Here is a 13916-nt window from a genome sequence, read left to right as displayed (position 1 = left end):
CTGTCAAAAAGCGGCGAGGAATGTTTCATGTGAAACTTTTGTAAATTAAAAGAGCAAGCGTCTTAACGACAGCTTGCTCTCTTAATTAATAAACTTTGTCTCCGTTAAAGATGGAGTTTTTTACAATAACATAATCAACATTGCGGATGGCATCCAGTTTCTTTCCGCCAGCATAAGAAATAGAAGACTGCAAGTCTTGCTCCATTTCAATTAATGTATCCTGCAGGGAACCTTTATGCTCTACATACATTTTTTTGCCTTCAACGTTTTTCTTTTCGCCTTTTTGGAATTCAGAAGCAGATCCAAAATACTCTTTGAAAAGCTTTCCGTCTTTTTCAAACGTTTCTCCAGGAGATTCCTCATGACCAGCAAAAAGGGAACCAATCATGACCATGGAAGCACCAAATCGAACGGATTTCGCAATATCCCCATGTGTGCGGATACCGCCGTCAGCGATAATTGGTTTGCTCGCAGCCTTTGCACACCAGCGAAGTGCTGCTAGTTGCCAGCCGCCAGTTCCAAAGCCTGTTTTAATTTTTGTAATACATACTTTACCAGGTCCGATACCAACCTTAGTTGCATCAGCTCCTGCATTCTCCAGCTCTCTGACAGCTTCTGGTGTACCAACATTACCAGCAATAACAAAGCTTGCAGGCAAATGCTGTTTAATATGCTTAATCATTCTGATTACAGCATTAGAATGACCATGAGCAATATCTATTGTTATAAATTCAGGAACTAGGTTCTCGGAAGCAAGTTCTTCAACAAACTCATATTCCTCTTCTTTAACTCCTACACTAATTGATGCAATATATCCTTTTTGTTGCATATCCTGGATAAATGCCTTTCTAGTTTCAGGCTGGAAGCGGTGCATAATATAGAAATATCCATTTTCCGCTAAATATTCAGCAACCTTTTCATCTATTATTGTCTGCATATTTGCAGGAACAACTGGCAATCTAAAAGTATGTCCACCCAATGTTACAGATGTATCACATTCTGAACGGCTATCCACGATACATTTTGCGGGAATTAACTGTATATCTTCGTAATCAAATACGTTATCCATAGTTTACACTCCTAAATACGAATATTTTAGTATGTTTAATTAAAATTGTTCGTCCCTATGGTACTTTAACTCATTTTTAACAGTATGTCAAAGTTTTTTGATAATTATGTAGCTGATAATTTGTTCTAGCTTGGTTTCTTTTGAATACAATGTATGGGGGTACACCTAAATGATTGTAGTTTGCCTTTGTCATAAATTGACGAAGGGTGTAAATTTCCCGGGAAATTTATATACAATAATGTAAAATATTGCTGCACTTTGTCTTTTAGGAGGAGATAAATACATGAAAATAGGAACTATTAAAAAAGAAGCTTTACATGCTCTAAGAGGGAATTGGGGACCAGCAGTACTGGTAACTTTTATTGTTTTTGTTATTAGCGCTTTTGTTCCTTTAGTTTTTGAGGTGCCATTAAGCGGCGGGTTTGAGGCTTGGGTGCTGCAGGATACAACGCCATTAGGAGCAACTATTGTGAGCACTCTCATCTCGGTGCTGCTCGTTCCGTTATCAATTGCCGTACTTTGGTACTTTTTGGACTTAGTGCGAGGAAAACTGCCTAAAGTAGCAGATATATTCCTTCCATATAAAGACCTTGGGTTAGGCTTGAAAATAATTGGTACATCCATTATGCAGAGCATATTCTTATTTCTTTGGTTTTTGCTATTATTCATACCTGGTATTATCAAATCATTGTCTTATTCCCAAACATACTATTTACTAAAGGATCATCCGGAGTATTCCGTATTTGAAGCAATAACAGAAAGCCGTAAACGAATGGTCGGCTTTAAGTGGAAGTATTTCCTTCTATATTTAAGTTTTATTGGCTGGGGATTGCTGTCTATCCTAACACTTGGCATTGGTTTTCTGTGGCTTGCACCATATATCAGCACAACGCTTGCAGTATTTTACGACAATCATATTTCAGATAAAAATAAGCATAATTTTATGGATAAGAAATGAGATCCTATTTATTGAACATGAATAACCTATAGTTACACAAATGCCTTTATAGAATTACTCGCTTTGTAAAATTAATACAAAGAAGGTTCATTCCTCTGGTAATAGTAATTTTGTGTATTAAAATATTACATATTATGCAAAATAGTTGTAATATATAGAAGTACTATGAAATATCGGAGGTAATGATGAAATTTACTATAGCAATACCTGTATATAATGATGAAAATACCATTAGAATTTGTTTAGATAGTATTATTAATCAAACAATCAGCAAAGATAAATTAGAAATTATTTGTGTGAATGATGGTTCAACAGATCAGAGTCCAGAGATACTGAAGGAATACAGTGATATGTACAGCTTCATCCGTATAATTCACCAAGAAAACAGCGGTTCACCAAGTGGTCCGCGCAATAAGGCCATCGAGCTTGCTACAGGTGATTATATATTTTTTGTAGATGGAGATGACTACTTAGGAGCAGAGGCTTTAGAGCGGATGGAAAAAAGGATTCTTCAATATGACAGCGATATAGTAGTCGGAAAATATGTAGGTGTTAATAGAGGAGTTCCTCAGGCTATATTTAAAAACGAAGACAATTTTAATTTTTATGGTTCAAATGCACTTTATACAGTTAGTGTACAGAAATTGTTCCGGGTCAAGTTGCTTCGTGAGCATAATATTCGTTTTCCGGAACATTATTCATTGGGTGAGGATCAGCCATTTATTATTCAGGCCTATGCCTATTCAAATTCCATATCCATTGTTAAGGATTATCCATGTTATTATTTGACTAACAACCTTACTGTAGGAAGAGAGCAGCTAACAAAAAAACCAGTCACAGGCCGAGTTTATATGTATCAGTTCGAAGAGACACTTGCTGCAATTGAAAGTTTAAACCTACCACAGGAGAAAAAACTGCGTACATACTATCAGTATCTCACGCGTGTTCTTAACATTGAACTTCGAACTACTATAGTACGATCCTTCCAGATGGAAGACAAGAGGTTCATTTTTGAATCTCTGAAAGTATTAATTAAAAAGCATAATTTTCTTGAAATTTATGCTAATTTTAACACAAGGGAAAAGCTACTTTTACGGATTATAGAACAAGGTGATTTGGAGGACTTGATTAACTTTTGGTATGCAGAACGTCATCCAGGAAATATGTTGGTTTTCCATGGTCTTATTTATCCTAAAGCTGAAAAAGCATATGAATTGGCTAAAGCTGAATCACTATCATTTCATCGCTCTAATAAGCTGACAGCTGCTGTAACACGTATTCGCAAGGTTCAAGAAGGGCTGCTTCTTGAAGGTTATCATTATCATTCTCATGTTGATGCATCAGCGGAACAGCTGTTTATCAGGCTTAGCGACAGGGATAGTGAACGTGCAACATCTCTGGCAGTTCATAAAGGGTTATACCGTGCAGATAGTCCAATACCAGTCAATTCTAAAATAATGGAAGCAGAGATTGTTTCTATGTTCCATGTTGTTATACCAGTAGAACTTTTAGAGTGGCTTGAAGCGGAAAAAGGAATAGTGGATATGCATCTTGTAAGCAGAATTGAGAACTACACTGCATTTGCTCGTATTTTAGGTGAAATTCCTAATCACCATAAAAGTAAATTTAATTCGACAAGAAAGAAGAACTGTGCATTTCAGGTTACAACCTACAATACAAAGCATGGAAATTTGTCATTCGAGCTACAAGTTTTAGCTAAAAAGAAAACGAAGCCTTTAACCAGAAAACAGCGGGTTATTAATAAAATTAAGCGAATGATGAAAGCTTGATGGTGCTTTTTTAGGTTATAAAAAAGGGCAATGCGGTGTAAACTGGTACCCATTGTCAATGACACTATAAAAAAGAGATTAAGCAACTAGAAGATGATTCCTATACTGATTAGGAGTCATCTTTTTTATATCCACGACGATTAAAGGTTTTTAATATAACTTCTTTTGCTTCTAAGTCCGTTTTTTTTCTTGCTTCTCGGCTAGTGAATGCCTTTAGGTACCTATAATATCCCGAATGGGATACATCTAGTTGATCACAAAAATACCTGGTCATTCCTTTAAAATGATTCTTTTCAATGGTTTCATCAATCAGCTGATATACTTTACTCGGTTCTAAATTTTCTTTTGTGTTTAGTAGCCCTCTTTCGGTCAATTCTAGCTTTTTTAATAGCTCTACCTGCCCTTTGATAAGCTTAATTCTTGCTTCCTGCCTTACGATAATTTCAGATGTTGTTAGCTCCCGAGTTAATGGTCTACCATAACTCGTTTTCCTTGTGTCTGTCAGTCCAATTATCCCATTCTTTTCATAGGCCTTCTTTCACCTATAAGCTGATTGTTCCATTATCTTTTGTCCTATAACCTCTATATCGAAACCGTTCTCCTAAAAATTTGGCGCGGAAATTTACCGGCTAGATACTCATCCATAAATCTATTTTAAAGAAGTCAGTATAGGTAATAGCCTGTTCACTAACACGTTGAACATTTGGATTCAAGTACTGTGATTTCTTTAGCTGAAAACGTAATCTTACTCATATTGTCTCTCCTAATCCCCATAACTTGAAATTTAAGTATATAAAAAAAATACCTGTAGATAAAACACTCTCTTTTTCAAGAGTCCTAACCTACAGGTACCAGTTTAATGAATGCCTTTTCCTTTTTTGATTTAATCTTTTATAAGAAGGTAAATAAAATACGGTGCGCCAAGGCAGGAGACAACAAGACCTACTGGTATTTCAGTCGGTGCCATTAAGTTTTTGCCAATTGTGTCAGCAGTCAAAAGCAATAAGGCACCTATTAATGCGGCAACAGGGAGGAGTGTCTGATGTCTAGGACCGATTATTCGTCTTGCCAAGTGAGGGGCAATCAAGCCTAGAAAAGAGATTCCTCCGCCGACAGATACGCAAGCTCCTGCAAGAGCTACTGAAATAAAGAGAAGGATGCCTCTTTCACGTTCAATTGCTACTCCAAGCCCTGCAGCAGTGTTTTCACCAAGCTGTAATAAATTCAGCTTATGGGACTTATACAGAGCTAAAGGTACAAACAGGCAAATCCAAGGAAGCACTGCAAAGACATAATCCCAGCTTGCGCTCCAGATGCTTCCTGTAATCCAAATAGTTGCTTGTGTGAAGTCCCGAGGGTCCATCATTAATTGGAAGATAATAATTAACGCGCCAAATGCAGAATTAATACCAATTCCAACAAGCACAAGTCTTACCGGCGAAACGCCATCCTTCCAAGCAATCATATAGATAAGACCAGCAGCAAGCAATGCCCCAAGCAAAGCAGAAAAAGGCATAATAAAAACAGATGCAGTGCCAAAAGATCCTTGGAAGAAGAAAATATAGAGAATAACCGCAAAACCAGCACCGGCATTGATGCCAATGATACCTGGGTCTGCAAGGGCATTACGTGAGACGCTTTGCAGGATAGATCCAGCAATAGCCATGCCTATACCTATCAAAATGGCTATAACCATTCGCGGCAGTCTAAAGTTGAACAAAATGTTCGCACTTTGCGGTGAGCCTTGTCCTAAAAAGGCTTGCAGCACCTCAGATGGCGATATTTTTATAATGCCCAAGTTTAAGCTCAGAAGGAAAACAACAATAATCGCAGCAATTAAGCTTATAACTGTAACAGTAAAGCGCTTTGTGGTCCATTTTGTCTGAGACATTATAACCCCCTCCCTTCACGGCGAGCTAAATAAAGAAAGAATGGAACCCCAATTAATACGGTGATGGCTCCTAACGGCGTTTCAAACGGCGGGTTTATGACGCGCGCACCAACATCGGATATAACTAAAAGAAGGGCGCCGACTACTGCCGAGCATGGAATGATTAACCGGTAATCAGGACCAACTATAAAGCGGACAATATGCGGTATCACGAGACCGACAAAACCGATTGTTCCGCCGACTGCAACTGCAGCACCAGTTAAAACTAATACGGCGATAGTGCCAAGAAACTTGACTAAACCTGTCCGCTGCCCGAGACCTGCGGCAACATCTTCGCCTAGGCTTAAAACAGTAATTGACCTGCTGATAAACAGGGCAATAACCAGACCGACAATGACAGCAGGAAGAAGCAGCTTAATGCTTATCCACTGAACACCGGCAACTCCGCCTGCATACCAGAAGCTTATATCCTTGGCAATATCAAAGAACAGGGCAATACCTGTTGAGATGGAACTGAGAAGCGCTGTTACTGCTGAGCCAGCAAGCGCCAGTTTAATTGGAGTAAGTCCTCTTTTGGATAAAGCGCCTATTGAAAAAACTAACAATGTGCCTAAGCCTGCACCTAAAAATGCAAGCAGCATAAGTACTAGATTTGAAGCGGATGGCAGAAAGGCAAAACTAATTGCAATCATAAAGCCTGCTCCAGCTGTAACTCCCATAACGGAAGGGGAGGCAAGGGCATTTCTTGTCATCCCTTGCATAATAGCTCCGGAAACTGCCAAAGCTGCTCCGATTAAAGCAGCCGCAACCGCCCTCGGCCAGCGGAGACGATGAATAATTTGATGCTGAGTAGACTGAGGGTCATAATGGAAAATACTTTGCCACACTGTTGATATACTGATATCAGCTGCACCATATATGATGGATAAGCCCATCGATGCCAGCAAGAGGGCGAGACCGAAAAAGATGACAGCTGTTGCTGTTTTTGGTCTGTAAATATCTTTTTGTACACCCGTTTTATTTTTTTGCATAAAAGGACCAACTTTCCGACCAGATTTCATAATTCCTTTTTATAAAAATATGTAATTAGTGCAAAATAATAATAATCTTCAATTGACTGTTAAAAAATTTGTCGTTTTCTTTAATAAATTTTACTAGAAAATGATAAAAAAATACATAGTCTATTGAAAATGATAATTGTTATCACTTATAATGATTGTATAAACACTCAGGAGGGTACATAGATGTCCAATAAAATGGTTAAATCGCTTTTGTTTGCTAGTTTATTATTAGTATTTACTATATTAGCTGCATGCGGTAATGAAAGCGATTCAGATAAAGATACAGGAACAGATACTGCGGAAGAAGCAAAAGACCGCACATTAACAGATGCTATGGGACATGAAGTGACTGTTCCGGCTGAACCAAAAGCAGTAATTGGCTCTTATTTAGAAGATGAGCTTGTTGCACTAGGTGTAACACCTGCAGCACAATGGTCTATCCAAGATGGAGCAGGCGTACAGGATTATCTGCAAGACTCCTTGAAGGATGTGCCGACAGTTGACTCAGAGCTTCCTTACGAAGCTGTTGCTAGCTTCAATCCAGATTTGCTGCTGATGACATCAGCTGCTACTGTAGAAGGTGCTAAATACGAGCAATATACAAATATTGCGCCAACATATGTTGTTTCTGAAGAAAACAACAATGATTGGAGAAAAAGACTGGAAACAGTTGGAGAAGTGCTAGGTAAAGAAGACGAAGCTAAAAAGGTTTTAGCTGATTATGATAAAAAAGCAGAAGAAGCAAAAGCAAGCATTCAAGAGGCTGCCAAAGGCGAATCAGCAGCAGCAATCTGGCTTGTGGGCGGACAGCTGTTTATGGTTGGTGAAAATGTATCAAGCGGTGCAGTATTGTACGGTGACTTAGGTTTAGCAGTACCGGAAGTAGTTAAAGAAATTTCTAAAACAGCAACTGGCAACTGGTCTTCGGTTTCACTTGAAAAGCTTGCTGAGCTTGATGCTGATCACTTATTCCTAATTAACAGTGACGGCGAAGCTGCTGAAACGTTGAAAGATCCGCTATGGTCTAATATCCCAGCAGTGAAGAACGGAAATGTTTACGAGTTTAGTCCTGATACTAGCTGGTTATACTCGGGCTCTATTGCTAACACACAAATTATTGACGATGTTGTGGAAAGCTTAACGAAATAACCCAAATTGGCACATTCCTTTTTCAGGAGTGTGCTTTTTTTAAGAGATGTAAACAAAGGGATATGTTGCTGACATAGCGAAATAATATAGCAAGGAAAAAATGACAGGAGGAAACATATGAACAGAATCAATTTAATCGCACTTGGTGTAAGAAAAATTGCAGACTCACTGGCATTCTATAAATCAATAGGGTTTCAAGCATCTGTCGTCGGTTCAGATGAAGAACCAGTCATTGTGTTTTTTAAAAACCAAGGCTCTAAATTAGAGCTGTATCCTCTTGAGCTGCTTGCTAAAGATATTAATGAAGAAAATCCGCCATCAATAGTAGAGACTGGAGGATTTCCCGGATTTACGCTTGCTTATAATGCAAAATCTGTTGAAGAAGTGGATGCTATTTTCACAAAGCTTGCTGAGCTTGGTGCCGAAATAGCAAAAATGCCACAAGCAACAACTTGGGGAGGCTACAGCGGGTATTTCAAGGACTTGGACGGTTATTATTGGGAAGTTGCATATGGGTCAGACTGGGAGTTTGATGAATCGGATATGCTTGTCATTAACTAAGAGGAAGGGAAAGACCATTAAAATGGTCTTTTTTGAATTGATTTTCCTAAATGAAAGAGACTAATGGAAAGACTTATGTGAAGAGGTTGTTTAAATGAGTGAACTACTAGAAGGATATTACGACAAATCAGTAGAGAAAACAAAGAAGCTGATTATTGAGGATATAGAGAGATATCTGCAGGATAAAGAGAAAATGCCTTCCTATGAGCAATATTTGCGGGAAAGAGGAGAGTTAATCCACCAAATATGGCTTAACACGTGGATTAACATGACTGGAAGTGAGGCATCCGGCAGAGAAAAGAAAGAGTATTTAGAGGAAAAGGGAATAGAGACGGAGGGCTTAACGAAGAAAGTAATCAAGCAATTATTCAGACAGGAAATAAGAGAACCGAAAACCTATAAGTTTGAAGAATGGCTGGATACGCTGTACGCAGGAAAGGAACTGGAATGGGAAGCCCTTTATACGAGTGTACGGGAAAAATATCTTGAATGGAAAACAACGCAAGAAATACAGGAAAAAAACCGCAAGCTGAACAGGAAATTTGCCTATTATATAGAACAGGAGCTTGGAGAGCATTATGAGGAATTGTATTTATATGTTCGCTACTTGATTGGCTGTCACTTAGAAGTGGAAATAGAAGGGAATGGCATTATTCTGTCTTCAGATGATATTATGTTTGAAGATTATTTATACAATGAACTAGACATGCCATATAACCAGTTTTATTTTGTAGAGGACAGAACAGCGGCTTATGAGGACATGATCATTGCTTATTTAGGTGATTTTGGACCAAATTGGCTGAAACAGCATCTTCCTAAACATCTGCTTGACGAGTATCTTAAGTACTCGGAGAAACCAGTTCCGCTTTCCTATTTACGGGAAATAGCCAGTGAATTATTTGAAGATATTGCTTCAGACTTCTTCGCCGATCTTCTTGAAGAAAGGCTGGCAGATTTAACGAAGCTGATTGATATTCCTTTTGATTTAGAAATCCATAGGGATATTTATATAAAAGATAAGGAGTGGAGAGAGCGGCGCGAACGGGAAGAGCGCGAAGAAAAAAGAAAGCGCAAAGAAAAAGAAAAAAAGATGCTTGAAGATATTTTTGGAATGGAATATAGTCCTCCGACTGGCCGGGATATTCAGTATAAACTCCATGTGGGTGAGACAAATACGGGAAAAACCTTTCGTGCTATCCAAAAAATGAAGGAAGCAGCAAGCGGTCTGTATCTTGCGCCATTACGCTTATTAGCATTGGAAATATATGAAAGGCTGAATGACGATGGCGTCCCTTGTTCGTTAATAACTGGAGAGGAAGAAAAACTTGCGAAGGAAGGAAAGCATCTTTCCTGTACCGTCGAGATGTTTCGTGAAAAGGACTTTTATGAAGTAGTGGTCATTGATGAAGCCCAGATGATTGCTGACAAAGACAGAGGTTTCTCATGGTATAAGGCAATCACGAAAGCAAATGCAAAGGAAGTACATATTATTTGCAGCTTTCATGCAAAAACGATGATTTTGGATTTGCTTGGAGATTCGGATGTGGAAGTGAAGGAATATGAAAGAGATACCCCATTGAAGGTAGAGTCCTCGCCATTTAAGCTGAGCGACACGAGAAAAGGTGATGCACTTGTCTGCTTTTCAAGAAGAGGCGTTTTAGAGACTGCTTCACAAATTCAAAAGATGGGACGGCAGACGAGCATGATATACGGCAGTATGCCGCCAGAAACGAGAAAAAAACAGATGCACCGATTTATTGATGGAGAAACATCTGTTATTGTTTGTACGGATGCGATTGGAATGGGGTTGAACTTACCGATCAAACGGATTGTTTTCCTGGAAAATGATAAATTCGATGGAACTAAACGAAGGATACTCACATCCCAAGAGGTAAAACAAATTGCAGGGAGAGCAGGACGCAGAGGTTTGTATGAAGTGGGCAGAGTAGCATTCGCAAGTGAGCCGAGAATGATGAAGGTGCTGCTTGAGAAAAAGGATGAGGATATCACTGGCTTCACAATTGCGCCGACTTCTGCTGTTTTGAAGAGGTTCCAAAAATATTCTAACAGCTTAAGCTTGTTTTTTTATCTATGGGAGAACTTCAAAAATCCAGAAGGTACAAGAAAAGCAACATTAGCTGATGAAATGCTCTTATATGATATGATTAAGGACACATTGGTTGAGGCGAGGCTGTCCTTAGATGATCTATTCGGGTTTTTGCGTCTTCCATTCTCTGCGAATGAGCCTGTTTTGCGGGCACAGTGGAAAAGCAAAATGATTTCCATAGTGGAAAACAACGATTTGCCTGATCCTATTATAAATAAATCAAGCTTAGAAGAACTTGAACTTTCATACAAATCTGTTGGCCTGCATCTTCTCTTTTTATATAAGATAGGCAAAGCGACAGAAGCCTATTATTGGGAAAGAGTTCGTGAAGAAATAAGTGATTTGATTCATGAACAATTAAAATCTGGCGTTAAAATACGCAGAAATGTATGTGAAACTTGCGGGAAAGAACTGCCGCACCGGTTTAAACATAAAATATGCAATGAGTGCTTTTTCATCAGATAAAAAACAGCCAAAGGCAAATTTGCCTTTGGCTTCCTTTTTAATTTAATGTAGATGCTGCTGATTCTTTTTTAGGCCAAACCCCTGCAAACTCCTCTACATCATAGGAGAGAAAATCATGTAGCTTTTGCTTTCGATCATCAAGAAACAGCTCATCTGCTACAGCCGAAACGATTCTTGGGATTCCGTAGCGCATGCCGGACAGGGCAGAAGCAGACAAACCACAGCTGATAAGCGCCGAATAATTAAAGGCAAACAAACCGTAAAGGAGCGCTTCTCCAGCTTTATCCTTACTTATGAAGGAGAAACCATTACTTAAATATGGATGGGCATCAATAGTCGGGTTAGCAATATCTTTAGGTGCTTGGTAATAATCTTTCCAGCGTGTAATATGCTTTTCCACTAATTTAAGCTCAGGGCGAAGCGCTGGATCAGTTATCAGGCCAGTGCTGATAATAAGGAAATCAAACTTCGCCTTACTTTGAGGTGTAGTTACAACAGCTGCACCTTGCTCCTCTTTAACTTCAAGCCACGGGGACCCTAAATGAAGATGAAATCCTGGCCAATTGCTAGCCCGCTCGAAGATGTCATTTGTAGGCGGCTGGTTGAGCTTAAAGAAATGTGCCATTCCTGCATATTTCTCTGCGTCGGAAAAGGCAGGGTAACGCTCAATCATCCCTGAAACTTCCATTTGCCGGATTGGATTAATGCGAGGCAGCTCTTTTCTGCGGACAAATACATGTACCTCGCCGGCACCTTTCTGGAGCGCGTAATTGGCATTATCAAAAGCAGATGCTCCTCCTCCTAATACAGCCAGCTTTTTCCCTTTTAGTTCAGTAAAATCAATGGACTCAGAAGTATGGGCATAAAGACTTTTTGGCAAAGATTCTGATAAGAAGGAAGGTACATGCCACTCACCGCCGCCTTGAATTCCAGTTGCAAGGATGACTTTTCGCGCCAACAGCTTTTCCTGAACATTCCCTTGTTTGCAAACATGGAGGCAATGCAATCCCTCACCAAGCGGTTCAATGAGTTGGAGCTTTGTGTCATTAATAACAGGTAGATTTAAGATTCTGCGATACCAGCGTAAATAATCCATCCAATCTCCCCGAGGGATTTTATCAAGCTGTTCCCAGCCCTCCACTCCTGCCTGAGCCTCCCACCATGCCCGGAAGGTTAAGGAAGGGATGCCAAGGTCAATGGATGTTAAATTTTTCGGTGTGCGCAATGTAATCATTCTTGCGTACGTATCCCAAGGACCTTCATAGCCTTCAGGGTTTTCGTCTAGGACGAGAATATTACTGATCCGTTCCCGCAGCAGACCAAATGCAATTCCTAATCCTGATTGTCCACCGCCGATGATGACTGTGTCATAAACATGACCATTCTTATGAGAACGGGGCTTCATCCAATCTGGTCCGCCAAAATTTATATAAGATAAATCCGTTTTTACTCGTTCATTTAGTGCCTCTAAGCTCATGTATCCTCATCCCTTCCTTACTTTTTCATGTAAATATAGTAAATAATATAATTTCATGTTAGGTTTTATTACATAGTTGCGTTATGAAATAATGGTATCATTTTTGTATGTTTATTGTATGGATAAAATATCTAAATTTTCACTCTTTTTTTAGTTATTTCGCTTTACTACCGAAAGTGTTGACTGTAGCCTATCTTTTTAGTAAAATAGAATCATCATAGAGCTAATAGCTCATGAACATTTGAATACTCCAAAGGGGAGTAGCTAACAGTTACGTCGTCAATACGTGGCAATTTACATGCCACCGGCCAAACTGGCAACTTGAATGTTGTTTGCGAGACCTTTGCCATTAACGGTAAAGGGATAAATATGACTATTTTCAAACCTTTACCAATCCGGTAAAGGTTTTTTGTTTTTAAAAAAAGGGGGAATAGTAATATAAGCGGTAGATAATCACTGTATATATTGCGAGTCATAACAAAAAAAATAGAAAAGTGGAGGAAACAAATAATGATGAAGAAACTCTTAACAGCAGTATTAACACTTGGACTTATCTTTTCACCTATCGGAAATGCAGTGTTCCATGAACAGACAACAACGGTTGAAGCGAAATCTTATAAATCTGGAAAACGAAGCTTTAACAATAATAACAGCAATACAAACACAAATACGAACTCCTTCTTTCAAAAGAAGCAGAACAATAATTCAACAACAACAACTTCTAAATCAAACAACAGAGGATTCTTTTCAGGCGGCTTGATGAGAGGCTTAATGATTGGTGGACTTGCAGGATTGCTGTTTGGCGGCCTTTTTGCCAATATGGGTGTACTTGGGTCTATTTTAGGTCTAATCATTAATGTTTTGGCTATCGTAATTCTAATTAGCGTCATCAGAAAAATCTTTGTTTATTTCAAAAAGAAAAAAAGAGAGGAAGCTAATAATTGGAGAAACTAATCATTCCAGAGCAGGATATTATAAATGCAATTTGCGTTTATATTTCAAGAAAGAAGCAAGTCCGTCCGGATGAAGTAGAAGTGGAGCTTATGTACGATGATGATTACGGCTTTTCTGCTGAATCCTATGTTCATGACCGAAAGCAAGTGCTGATTGCTCAAAATATCATTGAAGCATTGCGCCTATGGATGGATGAGTATTTAAATATTGATCCTTATATCGGAATTAAATTAGTGCTGGATGACGAGCAAGGAATCATTGCTGTAACGCGATAAGCAAAAAAAATAGTAAAAAGCCGTTAAGGAAATTTAAAGTGTACCCTTTGTAAAGGACATTTAAAAAAAGCCTAGGCAGTTTTAAGAAGATGATCTCTGTATTGAACAGGGGTCATCTTTTTTAAGTTCCACTGATATCTATAGTAATTGTAATAAATC

At 38.8% G+C, this 13916-nt stretch carries 13 protein-coding genes; 7 read left to right on the top strand and 6 right to left on the bottom strand.

Annotated elements, in window-relative coordinates:
* Nucleotides 1-85: 85 nt before the first annotated feature.
* Nucleotides 86-1069: a GMP reductase gene (guaC, locus tag M3600_RS22165; protein ID WP_251647648.1), complete on the bottom strand. Its 984-nt coding sequence runs from the start codon at nucleotides 1067-1069 to the stop codon at nucleotides 86-88.
* Nucleotides 1070-1352: 283 nt separating this feature from the next.
* On the opposite strand from guaC, the gene M3600_RS22160 reads away from it, so the two are divergent.
* Together M3600_RS22160 and M3600_RS22155 are read left to right on the top strand one after the other, a co-directional pair.
* Nucleotides 1353-2027 (top strand): DUF975 family protein, encoded by a 675-nt coding sequence (locus tag M3600_RS22160; protein WP_251647647.1) that lies wholly within the window; start codon nucleotides 1353-1355, stop codon nucleotides 2025-2027.
* A gap of 182 nt (nucleotides 2028-2209) precedes the next feature.
* Nucleotides 2210-3817, top strand: a complete 1608-nt coding sequence (locus tag M3600_RS22155) for a glycosyltransferase family 2 protein (protein WP_251647646.1) — start codon at nucleotides 2210-2212, stop codon at nucleotides 3815-3817.
* A 109-nt stretch (nucleotides 3818-3926) separates the two neighbouring features.
* Here the strand turns inward: M3600_RS22155 and M3600_RS22150 are convergent, their stop codons facing one another.
* From M3600_RS22150 to M3600_RS22140, 3 genes are all read right to left on the bottom strand, one after another.
* A complete protein-coding gene (locus M3600_RS22150) occupies nucleotides 3927-4190 on the bottom strand; it encodes a hypothetical protein (protein WP_251647645.1) in 264 nt (87 codons plus the stop codon).
* A gap of 510 nt (nucleotides 4191-4700) precedes the next feature.
* On the bottom strand, nucleotides 4701-5708 hold the full coding sequence (locus M3600_RS22145) for a FecCD family ABC transporter permease (RefSeq protein WP_233316066.1): 1008 nt from the start codon (nucleotides 5706-5708) through the stop codon (nucleotides 4701-4703).
* Nucleotides 5708-6739, bottom strand: coding sequence for a FecCD family ABC transporter permease (locus M3600_RS22140; RefSeq protein ID WP_233316065.1), 1032 nt, complete (start codon nucleotides 6737-6739; stop codon nucleotides 5708-5710). The genes M3600_RS22145 and M3600_RS22140 overlap by 1 nt, the downstream gene beginning before the upstream one ends.
* Nucleotides 6740-6952: 213 nt before the next feature.
* On the opposite strand from M3600_RS22140, the gene M3600_RS22135 reads away from it, so the two are divergent.
* The 3 genes from M3600_RS22135 (at nucleotide 6953) to M3600_RS22125 (ending at nucleotide 11051) form a co-directional block, all read left to right on the top strand.
* Complete coding sequence (locus tag M3600_RS22135; RefSeq protein ID WP_233316064.1) at nucleotides 6953-7918, top strand: iron-hydroxamate ABC transporter substrate-binding protein; 966 nt, start codon at nucleotides 6953-6955, stop codon at nucleotides 7916-7918.
* Nucleotides 7919-8035: 117 nt separating this feature from the next.
* Entirely contained in the window at nucleotides 8036-8479 is a 444-nt protein-coding gene (locus M3600_RS22130) for a VOC family protein (protein ID WP_251647644.1), read from the top strand.
* A 94-nt stretch (nucleotides 8480-8573) separates the two neighbouring features.
* Nucleotides 8574-11051 (top strand): DEAD/DEAH box helicase, encoded by a 2478-nt coding sequence (locus tag M3600_RS22125; RefSeq protein WP_251647643.1) that lies wholly within the window; start codon nucleotides 8574-8576, stop codon nucleotides 11049-11051.
* A 37-nt stretch (nucleotides 11052-11088) separates the two neighbouring features.
* Here M3600_RS22125 and M3600_RS22120 read toward each other — a convergent pair whose 3' ends face one another.
* Nucleotides 11089-12528 carry an NAD(P)-binding domain-containing protein gene (locus tag M3600_RS22120; protein ID WP_237942120.1) on the bottom strand — a complete coding sequence of 480 codons (1440 nt, stop codon included), beginning with the start codon at nucleotides 12526-12528 and terminating at the stop codon, nucleotides 11089-11091.
* Nucleotides 12529-13041: 513 nt separating this feature from the next.
* Between M3600_RS22120 and M3600_RS22115 the strand changes: the two genes are divergently transcribed.
* Nucleotides 13042-13482, top strand: a complete 441-nt coding sequence (locus M3600_RS22115) for a hypothetical protein (protein ID WP_237942359.1) — start codon at nucleotides 13042-13044, stop codon at nucleotides 13480-13482.
* Entirely contained in the window at nucleotides 13470-13757 is a 288-nt protein-coding gene (locus tag M3600_RS22110) for a YxcD family protein (RefSeq protein WP_233316060.1), read from the top strand. The genes M3600_RS22115 and M3600_RS22110 overlap by 13 nt, the downstream gene beginning before the upstream one ends.
* Before the next feature lie 71 nt (nucleotides 13758-13828).
* Here the strand turns inward: M3600_RS22110 and M3600_RS22105 are convergent.
* Nucleotides 13829-13916: IS3 family transposase (locus M3600_RS22105; protein WP_164849711.1), on the bottom strand; the 88-nt coding region annotated here is incomplete at its 5' end.

It is taken from the genome of Niallia sp. MER 6 (assembly GCF_023714395.1).
In the GTDB taxonomy this organism is placed as follows: Bacteria; Bacillota; Bacilli; order Bacillales; family Cytobacillaceae; genus Niallia.
Note: the sequence above shows the minus strand (reverse complement) of the source record. Positions and strands in the feature narration are given on the sequence as shown.